Source organism: Micromonospora sp. NPDC047548, assembly GCF_040642975.1.
GTDB lineage: Bacteria > Actinomycetota > Actinomycetes > Mycobacteriales > Micromonosporaceae > Micromonospora.
This window is the reverse complement of sequence record NZ_JBEYTI010000002.1, coordinates 181,101-197,655: the sequence shown is the minus strand read 5'-3', so window position 1 is coordinate 197,655 and position 16,555 is coordinate 181,101. Positions and strand designations below refer to the sequence as shown.

Annotated in this window: 16 protein-coding genes; 10 read left to right on the top strand and 6 right to left on the bottom strand. The window is 75.8% G+C overall.

Features of this window, described 5'->3' with window-relative positions; all coding sequences use genetic code 11:
- The first annotated feature begins 19 nt into the window (after positions 1–19).
- Complete coding sequence (locus tag ABZ807_RS02735; RefSeq protein WP_357151844.1) at positions 20–1,624, top strand: NAD(P)/FAD-dependent oxidoreductase; 1,605 nt, start codon at positions 20–22, stop codon at positions 1,622–1,624.
- 139 nt (positions 1,625–1,763) lie between these two features.
- On the opposite strand, the gene ABZ807_RS02730 is transcribed toward ABZ807_RS02735, so the two are convergent.
- Positions 1,764–2,531 carry a polyprenol monophosphomannose synthase gene (locus tag ABZ807_RS02730; protein WP_357151842.1) on the bottom strand — a complete coding sequence of 256 codons (768 nt, stop codon included), beginning with the start codon at positions 2,529–2,531 and terminating at the stop codon, positions 1,764–1,766.
- A gap of 82 nt (positions 2,532–2,613) precedes the next feature.
- Positions 2,614–2,769, bottom strand: a complete 156-nt coding sequence (locus ABZ807_RS02725; protein WP_357151839.1) for a hypothetical protein — start codon at positions 2,767–2,769, stop codon at positions 2,614–2,616.
- Positions 2,770–2,915: 146 nt separating this feature from the next.
- Here ABZ807_RS02725 and ABZ807_RS02720 point away from each other — a divergent pair, with 146 nt between their 5' ends.
- From ABZ807_RS02720 to ABZ807_RS02685, 8 genes are read left to right on the top strand one after another with little or no spacing between them, the layout of a single operon-like run.
- Positions 2,916–4,667 (top strand): HAD-IIIA family hydrolase, encoded by a 1,752-nt coding sequence (locus tag ABZ807_RS02720; RefSeq protein WP_357152230.1) that lies wholly within the window; start codon positions 2,916–2,918, stop codon positions 4,665–4,667.
- Positions 4,664–5,638 carry a glycosyltransferase gene (locus ABZ807_RS02715; RefSeq protein ID WP_357151836.1) on the top strand — a complete coding sequence of 325 codons (975 nt, stop codon included), beginning with the start codon at positions 4,664–4,666 and terminating at the stop codon, positions 5,636–5,638. The genes ABZ807_RS02720 and ABZ807_RS02715 overlap by 4 nt, the downstream gene beginning before the upstream one ends.
- Positions 5,623–6,840 (top strand): glycosyltransferase, encoded by a 1,218-nt coding sequence (locus ABZ807_RS02710; protein WP_357151833.1) that lies wholly within the window; start codon positions 5,623–5,625, stop codon positions 6,838–6,840. Before ABZ807_RS02715 ends, ABZ807_RS02710 begins: the two co-directional genes overlap by 16 nt.
- Positions 6,840–7,523: an SIS domain-containing protein gene (locus ABZ807_RS02705; protein ID WP_357151830.1), complete on the top strand. Its 684-nt coding sequence runs from the start codon at positions 6,840–6,842 to the stop codon at positions 7,521–7,523. Before ABZ807_RS02710 ends, ABZ807_RS02705 begins: the two co-directional genes overlap by 1 nt.
- Before the next feature lie 11 nt (positions 7,524–7,534).
- Positions 7,535–9,031, top strand: coding sequence for a PfkB family carbohydrate kinase (locus ABZ807_RS02700; protein ID WP_357151827.1), 1,497 nt, complete (start codon positions 7,535–7,537; stop codon positions 9,029–9,031).
- The gene (locus tag ABZ807_RS02695) at positions 9,028–9,729 is read left to right on the top strand and encodes an SDR family oxidoreductase (RefSeq protein WP_357151825.1); all 702 of its coding nucleotides are present in this window, start codon (positions 9,028–9,030) and stop codon (positions 9,727–9,729) included. Before ABZ807_RS02700 ends, ABZ807_RS02695 begins: the two co-directional genes overlap by 4 nt.
- Positions 9,726–10,667, top strand: coding sequence for a glycosyltransferase family 9 protein (locus tag ABZ807_RS02690; protein ID WP_357151823.1), 942 nt, complete (start codon positions 9,726–9,728; stop codon positions 10,665–10,667). The genes ABZ807_RS02695 and ABZ807_RS02690 overlap by 4 nt, the downstream gene beginning before the upstream one ends.
- On the top strand, positions 10,651–11,634 hold the full coding sequence (locus ABZ807_RS02685; protein WP_357151820.1) for a DNA topoisomerase IB: 984 nt from the start codon (positions 10,651–10,653) through the stop codon (positions 11,632–11,634). Before ABZ807_RS02690 ends, ABZ807_RS02685 begins: the two co-directional genes overlap by 17 nt.
- A gap of 189 nt (positions 11,635–11,823) precedes the next feature.
- On the opposite strand, the gene ABZ807_RS02680 is transcribed toward ABZ807_RS02685, so the two are convergent.
- From ABZ807_RS02680 to ABZ807_RS02665, 4 genes are all read right to left on the bottom strand, one after another.
- Positions 11,824–12,858 (bottom strand): helix-turn-helix domain-containing protein, encoded by a 1,035-nt coding sequence (locus ABZ807_RS02680; RefSeq protein WP_357151818.1) that lies wholly within the window; start codon positions 12,856–12,858, stop codon positions 11,824–11,826.
- Positions 12,859–12,988: 130 nt separating this feature from the next.
- A complete protein-coding gene (locus ABZ807_RS02675) occupies positions 12,989–13,492 on the bottom strand; it encodes a hypothetical protein (RefSeq protein ID WP_357151815.1) in 504 nt (167 codons plus the stop codon).
- Positions 13,493–13,688: 196 nt separating this feature from the next.
- Complete coding sequence (locus ABZ807_RS02670; protein WP_357151813.1) at positions 13,689–14,639, bottom strand: TIGR03557 family F420-dependent LLM class oxidoreductase; 951 nt, start codon at positions 14,637–14,639, stop codon at positions 13,689–13,691.
- Positions 14,640–14,719: 80 nt separating this feature from the next.
- Positions 14,720–14,845: a hypothetical protein gene (locus tag ABZ807_RS02665; RefSeq protein ID WP_357107854.1), complete on the bottom strand. Its 126-nt coding sequence runs from the start codon at positions 14,843–14,845 to the stop codon at positions 14,720–14,722.
- Positions 14,846–15,066: 221 nt separating this feature from the next.
- On the opposite strand from ABZ807_RS02665, the gene ABZ807_RS02660 reads away from it, so the two are divergent.
- On the top strand, positions 15,067–16,551 hold the full coding sequence (locus tag ABZ807_RS02660; protein ID WP_357151810.1) for a glycoside hydrolase family 3 N-terminal domain-containing protein: 1,485 nt from the start codon (positions 15,067–15,069) through the stop codon (positions 16,549–16,551).
- The last annotated feature ends 4 nt before the right edge of the window (positions 16,552–16,555 follow it).

Here is a 16,555-nt window from a genome sequence, read left to right as displayed (position 1 = left end):
GGCCGGGTAGGCGGATCGGATGATCGCGACCGGTACGGAGAGCGCCGACGCCGTCGTCATCGGCGCCGGGCACAACGGACTGGTGGCCGCCAACCTGCTCGCCGACGCCGGCTGGGACGTGCTGGTGCTGGAGGCCACCGGCGCCCCCGGCGGAGCGGTGCGGTCCGCCGAGGTGACCGCCCCCGGCTACCTGAGCGACCTCTACAGCTCCTTCTACCCTCTCGGGTACGCCTCACCGGTGCTACGCCGGCTGGGCCTCGACGCGTACGGGCTGGGCTGGACGCACGCCCCCGACGTGCTGGCGCACCTGATGCCGGACGGCCGGGCGGCGGTGCTCAACCGTGACCCCGACCGCAGCGCCGCGTCGGTGGAGGCGTTCGCGCCCGGCGACGGGCAGCGCTGGCTCGACACGTACGGCGAGTGGCGGGCCATCTCCCGGCCAATGCTGAACGCCCTGTTCACCCCGTTCCCGCCGGTCCGGGACGGGCTGGAGCTGCTGGCTCGGCTCCGCACCGCGGGCGCGCTGCGGCTGGCCCGCCGGCTGGTGCTGCCGAGCCGGCAGTTCGGGCGCGAGGTGTTCCGGGGCGCGGGTGCGCCCGCGCTGATCTCCGGCTGCGCCCTGCACACCGACCTGTCGCCGGACGACGCCGGGTCGGGCATCTACGGCTGGCTGCTCGCCATGCTGGGGCAGGAGATCGGCTGGCCGGTGCCGGTGGGCGGCGCGCAGCGGATCACCGACGCGCTGGTGGCGCGGCTGACCGCCCGGGGCGGCCGGATCACCTACTCCGCCCGGGTCGACCGGGTACTGGTGGCCGGGGGCCGGGCGATGGGCGTACGGACCGAGGGCGGGGCCACCTGGCGGGCCCGCCGGGCGGTGCTGGCCGACGTGCCGGCGCCCGCGCTCTACCTGGACCTGGTCGGCGCGGCCTGGCTGCCGCCCCGGCTGGTCGAGGACCTCGCCCACTTCCGTTGGGACGGCTCGACGGTCAAGGTCGACTGGGCGCTGGACGGGCCGATGCCGTGGACCAACCCGCAGGTCGCCGGGGCCGGCACCGTGCACCTGGCCACGGACGTCGACGGGCTCACCCGCTACGCCGCGGAGCTGGCCTGCGGGCAGGTGCCCCAGGACCCGTTCCTGCTGGTCGGTCAGATGACCACCGCCGACCCGACCCGGTCACCGGCCGGTACGGAGACGCTCTGGTCGTACACCCATCTGCCGTTCCGGCGGGACTGGCGGGCCGAGGACGTGGCCGCGCACGTGGACCGGATGGAGGCGGTGCTGGAGCGCTTCGCCCCCGGCTTCAAGGGGCTGGTCCGGGGCCGTTTCGTGGCCGGGCCCGCCGACCTGGAGGACCGCAACCCGAGCCTGGTCGGCGGCGCCGTGGGTGGCGGCACGTCCGCCGCGTACCAGCAGCTCTTCCTGCGCCCGGTGCCCGGACTCGGCCGGCCGGACACCCCGGTCGACCGGCTCTACCTGGCCAGCGCCTCGGCGAACCCGGGCGGCGGGGTGCACGGCGCGCCGGGCGCGAACGCGGCGCAGGCGGCGCTGAGCCGCAACCGCGCCCTGACCGGCGGCCTGTACGCCCGGGCGATCGGCGCCGCACACCGGGCGATCTATCGCTGACCTGGCCCGGTGCGCCGGCGTGCCAGGTCCGCAGAGCGGTCTGTCGGTGCGGCATTGTCATTCCGCACCGGCATGTTGCTCGGCCGGGTGTCCGCCGCCGTGGCTGTCACCTCATGTGACGGCCGGGCGCGGGAGACCGTCAGCGCTCCAGGTTGCGGTGTCGGGTACGCAGCTTGAACGGCATCAGGGCGCTCTCCACCTTGGTGGCCGTGGTCATCTTCGAGGCGCCGTCACGGCGCTCCTCGAAGCGGATCGGCACCTCCAGGATGGTGTGCCCGAGCTTGGTGGCGAGGTAGTGCATCTCGACCTGGAAGCTGTACCCGTTGGACTGCACCCGCTCCAGGCCGATGTCGCGCAGCGCGTCCGCCCGCCAGATCTTGAAGCCGGCGGTGAGGTCACGGATCCGCACCCGCAGCAGGGTGTGTACGTAGAGGTTGGCCCAGCCGCTGAGCGCGCGGCGGTAGAGCGGCCAGTTCTCGTCGAGCTCCCCGCCGGGTACGTAGCGTGAGCCGATGACCACGCCGGCCTGGGTGGAGAGCAGCGCGCCGAGCATGCCGGGCAGCGCCTCCGGCGGGTGGGACAGGTCGCCGTCCATCTGCGCGACGTAGTCGGCGCCGCCGTCGAGCGCCCGGCCGATCCCGTCGACGTACGCCCGGCCCAGGCCCTCCTTGCCGGCCCGGTGCACGACCTGGATCCGGTCAGGGTGTTCGATGGCGAGCTTGTCGGCCACCTCGCCGGTGCCGTCCGGGGAGTTGTCGTCCGCCACCAGCACCTTCAGGCCGGGCAGCGGCAGGGCGAGGAGCCGCTCGACCAGCACCGGGAGGTTGCCCGCCTCGTTGTAGGTCGGGACCACGACGGTCAAACGTGCTTCCCGCCACGGCGATGGCAGCTCCACGGGTTCGATCATGACGGACATCCTCTGGTTGCCGACGGTTTTCCCCCAAAGGGTAGCCAGTGCCCCCGCCGGGCCCCGTCGAGGTCCCCGTCCCTCAGCGCTGTCCCCGCTCGGCCGCCTGCTGGCGGGTCGCGATGTCGGAGAGCTGATTCAGGGTCTTCCTGTTCCGCTGGTGCAGCACCAGGTCGCTGAGCTTGTTGCGGACCCGGCGCAGCGGCCGGAGGCGAAGTCCTCGCCGATTTCTCCACAATCGCCACCGCGAGGCAGTACCCCGGTGGGCGACGTGCTGACTCCGGCGGCGGCACTCCGCGTTAGCTTCTCCGGGGCGACGGGTAAGGCCCGGGCGGCGACCTGTGGCACGGCCCGGACGGCGACCAGCCGTACCGCGGGTAGATGATGTTTACTCCCCAGGGCTCCGGGAACCCGCCGCCCGTGCGACGGGACCAGGTGGAGCCGGATCAGCGCAGGTCAGGCCGGGTTGACCCGGCTGTCGACCGGCCCCTGATCCGGCCGGTCCTGTTCGACGCGGTGCTGTTGGACCGGGACGGCACGTTGGTCGAGGACGTGCCGTACAACGGGGACCCGGAGAAGGTGCGTCCGGCGCCGGGTGCGCGGGAGGCCCTCGACCGGTTGCGGGCGGCGGGGCTGCGGTTGGGTGTGGTGACCAACCAGTCCGGCCTGGCGAAGGGGTTGTTCACCGCCGCGCAGATGCGGGCGGTCCACGCCCGGATCGAGGAACTGCTCGGCCCGTTCGACACCTGGCAGATCTGCCCGCACGACGACGGCGACGGCTGCGCCTGCCGCAAGCCCGCCCCGGGCCTGGTCCACCGGGCTGCCGCCGCGTTGGGCACCACTCCCGGCCGCTGTGTGATGGTGGGGGACATCGGCCGGGACATGACCGCCGCGCTCGCCGCCGGCGCCACCGGCCTCCTCGTCCCCACCCCGGTCACCCGGCCCGAGGAGGTGGCCGCCGCCCCGCACGTCGCCCGCGACCTGCCGGCGGCCATCGAGGGGATCCTGCGCCGCCAGGCCGCCCTGCGCCCCGCGGCACCCCGACGCACCGGCACCGTCCTCGTCGTGCGCAGCGACTCCGCCGGCGACGTCCTCGTCACCGGCCCCGCCATCCGCGCCGTCGCCGCCGGCGCACAGCGGGTCGTCATGCTCTGCGGCCCCCGCGGCCGCGACGCCGCCGCCCTGCTGCCCGGCGTCGACGAACTCATCGAATGGCCCCTGCCCTGGATCGACGGAAATCCCCACCCCGTCGACCCCGACGACATCCACCGCCTCACCGACCGCCTCACCGGGGTCCACGCCGACGAGGCCGTCATCTTCACCTCCTTCCACCAGACCCCCCTGCCCCTCGCCCTGCTCCTGCGCCTCGCCGGCATCCGGAGGATCAGCGCCATCAGCGACGACTACCCCGGCTCCCTGCTCGACATCCGACACCGGGTGCCCGACGGGCTGCCCGAGCCGGACCGGGCGCTCTCGCTGGCCGCCGCGGCCGGCTTCCCGCTCCCGGCCGCCGACGATCCGGCGCTGCGCATCCGGACCGACGGACTGCCGCCCCCACCGGCCCGGCTCGGTGCTCCCGGCTACGTGGTGCTGCACCCCGGCTCGGCGGTGGAGACCCGGGCCTGCCCGCCCGACCTGGCCGCCCGGATCGTCCAGGTGCTCACCGCCGCCGGGCACCGGGTGGCGGTCACCGGCGGCCCGGACGAGACGGAGCTGACCGCCCGGGTGGCCGGGGACGCGGGCGTCGACCTCGGCGGCCGGACCGGTCTCGCCGACCTCGCCGCCGTGCTCGCCGGCGCCGGCGCGCTGGTGGTCGGCAACACCGGCCCCGCGCACCTGGCCGCCGCGTTGGGCGTACCGGTGGTGAGCCTCTTCGCCCCCACCGTCCCGTTCGGACAGTGGGGGCCCTACCGGGTGCCGACCGTACGCCTCGGCGACGCCGCCGCGCCCTGCCGGGACACCCGGGCCACCCGCTGCCCGGTGCCCGGCCACCCCTGCCTGTCGGCCGTCGAGCCGGGCCGCGTCCTGGCGGCGGTACGCCTGCTCGGCGTACCCGCCGACCCGCCCCCGCCGGGCGGCGTGCCGGCCACCCCCGGCGCGGATCCGGTGGCAACCGGCGGCGGGAGCGCCCGATGAACATCCTGGTGTGGCACGTGCACGGCTCCTGGACCACGTCCTTCGTGCACGGCAAGCACCGGTATCTGGTGCCGGTCACCCCGGACCGCGGCCCGTACGGGCTGGGTCGGGCCCGCACCTACCCGTGGCCGGACAGCGCCGTCGAGGTGACCCCGCAGCAGCTGCGCCGGGAGGAGGTCGACGTGGTGCTGCTGCAACGGCCCGAGGAACTCGACCTGGCCTGCGACTGGCTCGGCCGGCGGGTCGGACGGGACGTGCCGGCGATCTACGTCGAGCACAACACCCCCAAGGGCGACGTGCCGAACACCCGCCACCCGATGGCCGACCGCGACGACCTGCTGCTCACCCACGTCACCGGATTCAACGAGCTGTTCTGGGACAACGGCGCCACCCGCACCGCCGTCGTCGAGCACGGGGTGGTCCCGCCGGCGGTGGAGTGGACCGGCGAACTGGACCGGCTCGCCGTCGTCATCAACGAGCCGGTGCGCCGCTGGCGGGTCACCGGCACCGACCTGCTGCCCCGCTTCGCCGAGATCGCCCCGCTGGACGTGTTCGGCATGAAGGTCGCCGGGCTCGCGGAGCACCTCGGCCTCCCCGCCGACCGGCTGACCAGCCACGACGACGTGCCGCAGCACCGGATGCACGCCGAGCTGGCGCGGCGGCGGGCGTACCTGCACCTGTGCCGGTGGACGTCGCTCGGGCTCAGCCTCGTCGAGGCCATGACGATGGGCATGCCGGTCGTCGCGCTGGCCACCACCGAGGCGGTCGAGGCCGTGCCGCCCGGGTCGGGTGCCCTCTCCACCCGGGTCGACACGCTGCTGGAGGCCGCGCGGCGGTTCGTCGCGCAGCCCGCCGAGGCCCGCCGCGCCGGCGCCGAGGCGCGCACCGCCGCCCGGGCCCGCTACGGCCTGGACCGTTTCCTCGCCGACTGGGACCGCCTGCTGGAGGAGGAAGTATGCGCATCGCGATGATCTCCGAGCACGCCAGTCCGCTCGCCATCCTGGGCGGTGAGGACGCCGGTGGGCAGAACACCCACGTCGCGGAGCTCTCCGCCGCGCTGGCGGCCGCCGGGCACGACGTCCGGGTCTACACCCGACGCGACGCCGTGGACCTGCCGGTCACGGTCCGCGTCCCGGACGGGTACGAGGTGGTGCACGTGCCGGCCGGCCCGGCCGAGCCGTTGGCCAAGGACGCCCTGCTGCCACACATGAAGGAGTTCAGCCACTGGCTGGTGCAGCGGTGGCGCGGCGGCGACTGGGCGCCCGAGGTGATCCACGCGCACTTCTGGATGAGCGGGCTCGCCGCGCTGGCCGCCAGCCGGCAGACCGGGGTGCCGGTGGTGCAGACGTACCACGCGCTCGGCACGGTCAAGCGGCGCTACCAGGGAGTGCAGGACACCAGTCCGGCGCGGCGGATCGCCTACGAGCGGGAGCTGGGGCACTCGGTCGACCGGGTGGTCGCGCAGTGCCAGGACGAGGTGGGCGAGCTGGTCCGGCTGGGCGTCCCGCGTTCCCGGATGACGGTCGTCCCGTCCGGGGTCAACCTCGCCAGCTTCGCCCCGCTCGGCCCGGCCGCCCAGCGGGAGCCCGATCGGCCCCGGATACTCACCGTCGGGCGGCTGGTGGAACGCAAGGGGTTCCAGACGGTGATCCGGGCGATGGCGCTGGTGCCCGACGCCGAGTGCGTGGTGGTGGGCGGCCCGCCGGCCGGCCTGCTGGAGAGCGACCCGTACGCCCGCCGGCTGCGCGCCCTCGCCGTCACCTGCGGGGTGGCCGACCGGGTCAGGCTGGTCGGCGCGGTGCCGCGGGAGGAGATGGGCCGCTGGTACCGCTCCGCCGACGTGCTGGTCGCCGCCCCCTGGTACGAGCCGTTCGGGCTCACCCCGCTGGAGGCGATGGCCTGCGGCGTGCCCGTCGTCGGCACCGCCGTGGGCGGGATCAAGGACACCGTGGTCGACGGGGTTACCGGGGACCTGGTCCCGGCCCGGGACCCGCAGGCCCTGGGCGCGGCGATCCGACGCCTGCTCGACGACCGGATCCGCCGGTTCGGGTACGCCACGGCGGCGCTGCAACGAGCCCGGCGCAGCTACTCCTGGGCGACCACCGCCGAGCGGCTGGCGGAGCTGTACGGCGAGGTGGCGGCGGTGCGCCGGCCGACCCGGGTGGTCGCCTGATGACGACGGCGACCGAGGGCCTGCTGGACGCGCACCTGACCCTGCTGGCCGAGGCACTGCTGCCGTACCGGTCCTCGGAGCAGCTGCTGGCCCGCTGGGGCACCGAACTGGCCGGCACCCTGGCCGGCGGGGGCCGGCTGCTGGTCGCCGGCAACGGCGGCAGCGCGGCCGAGGCCCAGCATCTCACCGCCGAGCTGGTCGGCAAGCTCCGCGACGACCGGCAGCCGCTGTCGGCGATCGCGCTGCACGCGGAGACCTCCGCGATGACCGCGATCGGCAACGACTACGGCTACGACGAGGTCTTCGCCCGCCAGGTGCGCGCCCACGGCCGGCGCGACGACGTCCTGCTGCTGATGTCCACCAGCGGCGCCAGCGCCAACCTGCTGGCCGCCGCCCGCGCCGGCCGGGAGGCCGGGCTGCGCTGCTGGGCGTTCACCGGCCCGGCGCCCAACCCGCTCGCCGACGCCTGCCACGAGGTGCTCGCCGTCGCCTCGCCCGAGAGCCAGGTGGTGCAGGAGCTGCACCTGGTCTCCACCCACGTGCTCTGCGAGTACGTCGACCGGGCCCTGCCGGCGGCGCTGGCGGTGGCCGGCGCGGCCACCGTCGGGCGGCCCACCGCGCCGGTCCGCGCCGGCGTCGAGGTGGTGCTCGACGGCGGCGACCGGCGGGTCGAGGCGGGATGAGGAGGCCGGCCGTGCGGGGACCCCTGGTGGTCATCGGCGACACCCTGCTGGACCGCGACGTCGAGGGCGTGGTGAACCGGCTCTGCCCGGACTCGCCCGTCCCGGTGCTGGACGAGACGACGCACGCCGACCGCCCCGGCGGCGCCGGCCTGGCCGCGGTCTTCGCCGCCGCCCAGAGCGCCGGGGAGGTGGCGCTGGTGACGGCGCTCGCGGACGATGCCGGCGGGGCCCGGCTCAGCTGCCTGCTCACCGCCGCCGGCGTGCAGGTGTACGCGCTGCCCCTGGCGGGGGCCACCCCGGAGAAGATCCGGTTGCGGGCCCGCGGCCGGGTGCTGCTGCGGCACGACCGGGGCGGCTCGGCGGCCGACCCGGGGCAGCCGAGCGAGGCGGTGCTCCAGTTGATCGCCGGGGCGTCCGCCGTGCTGGTCAGCGACTACGGCCGGGGCGTGGCCCGGCAGCCCGCGTTGCGCGCCGCGCTCGCCGCGACCCGCGCGCCGGTGGTCTGGGACCCGCACCCGCGCGGGCCGGCGGCGGTGCCCGGGGTCACCCTGGCCACCCCGAACGAGGCGGAGGTACGCGACCTGACCGAGGTCCCGCCCGGCTCGTCCCGGCTGGCCACCGCCTCCCGGGGGGCGCAGGGGCTGCGCGAGCGGTGGCGGGCCGGCGCGGTCGCGGTGACCCTGGGCGGTGACGGCGCGCTGCTCTGCCACGCCGGCGCCACCCCGCTGGTGGTGTCCGCCCCGGTCAACGCCGAGGGGGACACCTGCGGGGCCGGGGACCGGTTCGCCTCGGCGGCCAGCATCGCGCTGGCCCGTGGCGCGCTGGTCTCCGAGGCGGTGCAGGAGGCGGTGGCGGAGGCGTCGGCGTACGTGGCCGGCGGGGGGGTGGCCGCGGCGCTGCCGCCCGAGGTCCGCGCCGCCCCGCCGGTGCCGCTGGGCGGTGGCGGGGAACGGATCGGGGCCGCCGCGACCGGGGCGGTGGTGGCCGCGGTCCGCGCCGCCGGGGGCACCGTGGTCGCCACCGGCGGATGCTTCGACCTGCTGCACGCCGGGCACGTGGCGACCCTGCAGGCCGCCCGGCAGCTCGGCGACTGTCTGATCGTCTGCCTGAACTCCGACGCCAGCGTCGCCGGCCTGAAGGGGCCGGAGCGGCCGGTCGTGCCGCAGGGCGACCGCAGTCGACTGCTCGCGGCGCTGAGCTGTGTCGACGCGGTGCTGGTCTTCGACGAGCCGACCCCGGACGCGGCGCTGAGCTGGCTGCGCCCGGACATCTGGGTCAAGGGTGGCGACTACGCCACCGGCGGTGGCGGCCCGGCGAGCATGCCGGAGGCGGAGGCGCTGCGCCGCTGGGGCGGGCACACGGTGGTGGTGCCGTACCTGGACGGGCGCTCCACCACCGACATGATCGCGGCGGCCCGCGGCGAGCGCCCCGGGGCGTACCGCGCCGCCCCCACCGGAGCCGTCCGGCCAGCCGGTGCGCAGCGTCCGACGGCGGAGGGAACGCGATGACCAGCAGTCCACCCGGTGCCGGCCCGACCGTTCTGGTCACCGGCGGATCGAGCGGGCTCGGCGCGGCGGTGGTCACCGCGGTGGCCCGGGCCGGCGGCCGGCCCCTGGTGCTGGACCGGCACCGCCCCGGCGACGGGGTGCCCTGGATCGAGTGCGACCTGGCCGACACCCGGGCCGCCGAGGAGGCCACCCGGGAGCTGGCCGAGCGCTCTGGCGGCCTCGACGCGGTGGTCACCGCGGCCGGCACGGACGTGCCCGGCAAGCTCGCCGACGTGCCCCGGGATGCCTGGGAGCGGATCGTCACGGTCGACCTGCTCGCCACGGTGGCGGTGGTCCGCGCGGCGCTGCCGTACCTGGAGGCGTCCCGGGGCGGGATCGTCACGGTCGCCTCCACCCTCGGGGTGAAGGCGGTCAGTGACGCCACCGCGTACTGCGCGGCGAAGTTCGGGGTGGTCGGCTTCACCCGCGCGCTCGCCGCCGAGCTCGCCGGCCGGGTCAACGTGACCCTGCTGATCCCCGGCGGGATGCGCACCGCCTTCTTCGACGAGCGCGACCCGCAGTACCGGCCCGGCCCGGACGCCAAGCTCAACGATCCGGCCGACACCGCCGCCGCGGTGATGTTCGCCCTCTCCCAGCCGTCCGGCTGCGCGGTACGGGAGCTGGTGGTCTGCGCCGAGCAGGAGACCTCGTACCCGTGATCCTCGTGCTCCGTGCCCTCGGCGTGGGCGACCTGGCCACGGCGGTGCCGGCGCTGCGGGCGCTGCGGGCCGCGTACCCCGACCGGGAGCTGGCGCTGGCGGCCCCGGCCTGGCTGGGGCCGCTGGTCGACCTGGTCGGCGGCGTCGACCGGCTGCTGCCCACCGACGGCCTCGGCCCGCCGCCGTGGCAGCCCCCGCCGGTCGCGGTCAACCTGCACGGGCGGGGCCCCCACTCGCACCGGCTGCTGGCCGGCGCGGGACGGCTGCTGGCGTTCCGCTGCCCGGAGGCCGGCCACCTGGACGGCCCGCGGTGGCGTGCCGGGGAGCACGAGGTGCACCGCTGGTGCCGGCTGCTGGCCTGGTACGGCGTCCCCGCCGACCCCGGCGACCTGGCCCTGCACCGGCCGGCCGCGGGCCGGACGCCGACCGGTGTCACCGTCGTCCATCCGGGCAGCAAGGTCCCCGAGAAGCGCTGGCCGGCGGCCCGCTTCGCCGCCCTCGCCCGGGTGCTCGCCGAGCGGGGACACCGGGTGGTGGTGACCGGCTCGACCGACGAACGGGAGCTGGCGGAGCGGGTGGCCGCCGGGGCCGGACTGCCCCGGGCCGCTGTCCTGGCCGGCGGGACCGACCTGGGCGAGCTGGCCGCGCTGGTCGCCCACGCCCGCGTGGTGGTCAGCGGCGACACCGGCGTCGGCCACCTCGCCACCGCCTACGCCACCCCGTCCGTGCTGCTCTTCGGCCCGGTCCCGCCGGCTGAGTGGGGCCCGCCGGCGGACCGGCCCCGGCACCGGGTGCTCTGGAGCGGAGCGCGGGACTGGCCCTCGCGGGCCGGGGTAGGAAGTCCCCCGACGTTGGCGGCCCTGCCGGTGGACCGGGTGCTGGCCGCCGTGGACGAGGCCGAAGAGGCGGTGCGGATCTCCGGTGCGATTGCGGCGTAGTGATCCGGGCCGGGCCGGGTACGGGCGCCGCCGGGCCGGCCGGGGCTGGGTGTTCCTCGACGCCCGGGGCGAACCGGTCCGCGACCGCGCCGAGCTGGCCTGGCTGCGCGAGCTGGTCATCCCGCCCGCCTGGCAGGGCGTCTGGATCTCGCCGTACCCGAACGGGCACATCCAGGCGACCGGCGTCGACGCGGCCGGGCGCAAGCAGTACCTCTACCACCCGCAGTGGCGGCGCAAGCGCGACGAGGCGAAGTTCGACCACGTGCTGGAGGTCGCCCACCGGTTGCCGGTGCTACGCGAGCGGGTCGCCGACGACCTGGGCAGGCGCGGCCTGCACCGGGACCGGGTGCTGGCCACCGTCGCCCGGTTGCTGGACATGGGGATGTTCCGGGTCGGCAACGACCAGTACGCGGTCGGCGAGGACGCCACCTTCGGGGTCTCCACCCTGCGCCCCGAGCACGCCCGATTCCGGGGCGGCTGCGTGGTGTTCGAATTCCCCGCCAAGGGCGGCATCGAGCAGGTCCGTCGGATCGAGGACCCGGAGCTGTGCCAGGTGCTGACCAACCTGCGCCGGCGGCGCCGAACGGAGGAACGCCTCTTCGGCTACTGGGACGGGCGGCAGTGGCGCGACGTGCGCAGCGACGAGGTCAACGAGTACCTGCGCGACGCCAGCGGAGGGGAGATGACCGCGAAGGACTTCCGCACCTGGCACGCGACGGTGCTGGCGGCGATCGAGTTGGCCACCGTCGGCGTGCAGCGCTCCGCGACCGCCCGCAAGAGGGCGGTCGCCGGGGTCATGAGGGAGGTGGCGGAGTTGCTGGGCAACACCCCGACCGTGGCCCGAACCTCCTACGTGGACCCGCGCGTGGTCGACCTCTACCACGACGGGGTGGTGGCGCCGGTCCGGCCGGACACCCCGAAGCCCGAGGCCGAGCGGACGGTCCTGGAGTTGCTGAAGGAGGCCTGACCGGCCCCGTCGTCGGTCCTGGGGGGATTGAGCGGCGGGGCCGGGGTCGGCGCGGTCCGGGGGAGAGCCGCAAGGCGGCGCCGCCCGCGCGGCACCGGGGCGGCCGCCCGTGACACGGACGTCACGGGCGCCACGCCGCGGTCCCCCGTTACCGGTGGTCGAACGGGATTGCCGACCGCCGGTCCGCAGTCAGTATGTCGACGTCGAGTTGACGACGGACGCCGCGTCGTTGACGATCCGTGCCTGTTCCCGCCGGGCCGCGCGGTACCCCTGCGGCGTCTCCCCGTAGGCGCCGCGGAAGGCGCGGCTGAAGACCGCCTTGTCGCGGAAGCCCCAGCGGGCGGCGACGGCCTGGATGGGACGGTGCGCCTGCGCCGGGTCGGCGATGTCGCGGCGGCACCGCTCAAGGCGCAGGTCCCGCACGTACGACGCCACGGTCGTCTCCTCCGCCTCGAAGAGCCGGTGCAGGGTACGCACGGAGACGTGGTGCGCGTCGGCGATCGTCTGCGGGCTCAGCGTGGCGTCGCCCAGGTGTCGCTGGACGAAGCCGCGCACCTGGGCGAGCAGCGCCCGCCGGCGTACCTCCCGGGGCACCGTGTCCTCGGCGACCAGGTGCCGGCCGAGCATGGTGGCGATCAGGTCGAGACCGGTCGTGCCGAGCCGGTCGGCGTCCGCCGCGTGGTACTGCTCCGGATGGGTGGTGAGCTGGACCAGGTACTGCGCCAGCAGGGCGCCCACCCCGTCGGTGCCGGACATCCGGCCGGCGAGCAGGGGAGCGAGCCGGTCCGGGGGCAGCGGCAGCGCGCCGTACGGGATCAGGGCCACCACGGACCTGGCGTGCTGCCGCCCGCGCTGCTCACCCTCGTGGCTGACCTGGTGCGGGCGCGACCCGTCGTAGAAGGTGAACTCCCGCGGCCCGATCACGCTCTGCCGCCCGGCCTGCCCGGACGTCCCGGTGCCGGTGGTCGTCAGGGCGAGCAGGAAGTAGTCCACCTCGGTCTGCCGGGCCAGCTTCGCGGTCCGGACGGCGTCCAGCGAGGGGTAGCGGTAGTTCACCAGCTGGATCGGTCCGAGGGGGATGATCTCGGCGCGGGCGATGAAGTCCTCGGCGTGCGCGGACCGCATCCGCAGCGGCGAGGCGGTGCGGGCGACGAGGTCGAGCCACATCCCGAAGCGCTCGCTCGGCGGCAGCGCCTCGGTGTCGATGACGGTCCGGTCCAGCATCTCCCCGCCTCTCCCCGTCGGCCCCCGCGTGTCCGGTCCATTGTCGACGACGCCAGCGGCGACCGGACGAGGGGCCGGAGACGGCGGATCCGCGCGCCCGACGGGCGCGCGGATCCGCCGGCGGTGGGAGTCAGTCGTTGAGCACGTGCGAGAGCCGGTCCCGGAAGCGCCGTTCCGAGTCGCTGACCTGGTCACCGCCGAGGCCGAGGAGCCCGCCGCTGGGAGCGGCGACGACCACCTGCTCGGCGATCTCCACCAGCCAGTGCCGGTACGCCCCGGCCTCGCCCTCGTCCACCCGGGCGGCCAGCAGGGCCGAGGCCTGGCCGGCCCGGGCCAGCACGTCGTCGATCAGGCCCTGCGGGTCGGCCGGCTCGATGACCGGCAGTTCCTCGCCGGCCTCGGGGTCGCCCACCCGGGACACGATCTCCCCGGCGACCGCCGCGACCAGCGGGTTGGCCGACTCGCGGCCGGTGGAGATGGTCTCCAGCCCGGCGGCGTTCTCGGCCCGGGTGCGCCGGGTGCCGTCGGACTCCGCGGCGCTGGCCGCGGTCAGGACCGCCTGCGGCAGGCCGACCAGCAGCCCCCACTCCTCGTCGGAGAACCCGAACCGGGTGTACGCCGGCTGTTCGATCACGACTGAGCTCCTCTCGCCCTGGTCAATGTCTGTTCGGTGGTTGCGCGCGGGGTGCCGGCGCCCGGCCCAGGCTAGTCGAGCTTGAGCAGGCCCTGTTCCGACACCACGGGCACGGAGAGCGTCTGGACCGGGTGCTCGACGTCGGCTGCGGCAACGGGCAGCTGACCCGGCTGCCCGCCGGCCCGGCTGCGCCGGGTCAGCGCAGGCGGGGCAGCACCTCGCGGTGGTAGAGGTCGAACAGGCCCTGGGTGTGCGGGCCGGTGTTGGCCACGTAGACCTCGTCGAAGCCGGCCCTGGCGTACTGGTCGATCATCTCCAGGTGCGCGTCGGCGCTGTTGCCGCAGACGAACGACTCCTTCATCATCTCGGGCCTGACCAGCTGGGCGGCCTGCTCGAAGTGGCGCGGGGAGGGGAGCACCTGGGACAGCTCGCCCGGCATGCCGGAGTTGGGCCACTTCTCGTACGCGAGCCGCGCCCCGGAGTCCTCGCTGTCGGCGTACGCCGCCTTGAAGCCGGCCTGGCACGGTTTGTCACCGCCGCCGTTCTCCCGGAACCGGCGGACCAGCTCGCCGTCGGGCATCGTGCTGACGTAGCCGTCGCCGATTCGGGCAGCCAGGTCCACCGCCTTCGGGCCGAACCCCGAGACGTAGACCGGCGGGGGCGTGTCGGGCAGCGTGTAGACCCGCGCGTGCTCGACGGTGTAGTGCTTGCCGTGGTGGTTGACGAACCCGCCTCGCCACAGCTCGCGCATCACCTCGACCGCCTCCTCCAGCATTTCCAGCCGGACGTCGGCCGGCGGCCAGGCGTCGCCGAGGATGTGCTCGTTGAGCGCCTCGCCGGAGCCGACGCCGAGCACGAAGCGCCCGGCGTGCAGGACCGCGCTGGTGGCCACGGCCTGGGCGAGCACCGCCGGGTGGATGCGGACGGTCGGGCAGGTCACCGCGGTGGTGACGGGCAGTGAGCAGACCTGGCTGAGCGCGCCGACGGTCGACCAGACGAAGGCGCTCTGCCCCTGCGCGTCCACCCACGGGTGGTAGTGGTCCGAGATCCACAGCGCCTCGAACCCGGCCCGTTCGGCGCCGCGCGCCTGCTCCAGCAGTTCCGCCGGGGTGTACTCCTCACTGGACAGGAAGTAGCCGATCCTCATCGTTCCCCCTCGCCGTCGCCCGTCGCCGGTCGCGTCGGGCCGACCGGGGATGCCGTACCCCGGACGAGGACGGATCAGTCTCAGCGGCGGCCGAACATGGCCCGGATGGCGGCGAGCAGCAGCAGGCCCCCGACCACCACGCCGAGCAGGCGTACGCCGGGGATGTCGGCCGGTGAGGTGGCGTCGGCGAGCGGCAGCAGATCCATTCCCGCACTGTCGCACGCCGCCTCCGGCGGCACCAGGCGGTAACAGTAAGGTTTATTGACTATTCCAATGGCCGGTGTGACCATGGGCAGCACCGCGACGGCGACGGGCCGTCGGAGACCACACGGGGGTACGGGAGCCGCATGAGCGACCGGAGCGAGCGAATCATCGGGCACAGCGCCTCGGAGCCTCATGACGCCGCCAGCGTAACGGCTGCGGCGTCATGAGCGAGCGCAACCTGGCGGGCCTGGCGGCCGCCGTCCTGCAACCCGGCTTCGTTGGCACCACCCCGCCCGACTGGGTCAGCCGCTGGCTCGGCGAGGGGCTCGGCGCGGTGGTCCTCTTCGCCCGCAACGTCGTCGACCCCGGCCAGCTAGCCGCGCTCACCGCCACCCTGCGCGCCGAACGCCCCGACGTGCTGGTCGCCATCGACGAGGAAGCCGGCGACGTCACCCGGATCGAGTCGGCGCTGGGCAGCTCCCGCCCGGGCAACTTCGCCCTCGGCGCGGTCGACGACCCGGAGCTGACCGAGGAGGTGGCCCGGGACCTCGGCGCCGACCTCGCCGCGCTCGGCGTCACCCTCAACTACGCCCCGGACGCCGACGTCAACAACAACCCGGCCAACCCGGTGATCGGCGTACGGTCCTTCGGCGCCGACCCGCAGCTGGTCGCCCGGCACACCGCCGCCTGGGTGCGCGGCCTGCAGTCCGCCGGCGTCGCCGCCTGCGCCAAGCACTTCCCCGGCCACGGCGACACGCGGGTCGACTCGCACCACGACCTGCCCCGCATCGGGGCCAGCCGGGCCCGCCTCGACGCCGGCGAGCTGGTCCCGTTCCGGGCCGCCGTGGCGGCCGGGGTGCAGGCCGTGATGACCGGGCACCTGCTCGTGCCCGCCCTCGACGAGGAGCTGCCGGCCACCCTCAGCCCCCGCATCCTCGGCGACCTGCTCCGCGACGAGCTGGGCTTCTGCGGCGTGGTGGTCACCGACGCGGTGGAGATGCGCGCGGTCACCGACCGGTACGGCTTCGCCGGCGCGGCCGTGCGCGCCCTCGCCGCCGGGGCCGACGCGGTCTGCGTCGGCGGCGAGCGGGCCGACGAGGACGCCGCCCGGCACCTGCGCGACGCCATCGTCGCCGCCGTCGTCGCCGGAGAACTGCCCGAGGAACGGCTCGCCGAGGCGGCCAAGCGGGTCGGTCAGCTCGCCGCCTGGACGGTGGCCGCCCGCGCCGACCGACCGGCCCGGGGCGTGCCGCCCGCCGACGGCTCGCCGGTCGGCCTGGCCGCCGCGCGCCGGGCGCTGCGGGTCAGCGGCGCCGCCGGTGACCTGCCCCTGGCCGCCCCCGCCCACGTGGTGGAGTTCGTCCCGCCCCGCAACATCGCCATCGGTCCGGAGACCCCGTGGGGCATCGCCGCGCCGCTGGCCGCGCTGCGGCCCGGCACCACCGGCGCGCGGTTCGCCGAGGCCGAGGTGCCGGCGGAGCCGATCGCCGGGGTCGACGGCCACCCGCTCGTCCTGGTCGTCCGCGACCTGCACCGGCACGACTGGATGCGGGCCGCCGTCACGCGGGCCCTCGCCGCCCGGCCGGACGCGGTCGTGGTGGAGCTGGGCGTGCCCGAGCTGGTCGTCGGCCGGGTGCACGTGGCCACCCACGGCGCCACCCGCGCCGGCGCGCGGGCCGCCGCCGAACTGCTCGCCGGCCCCCGCTGACCTC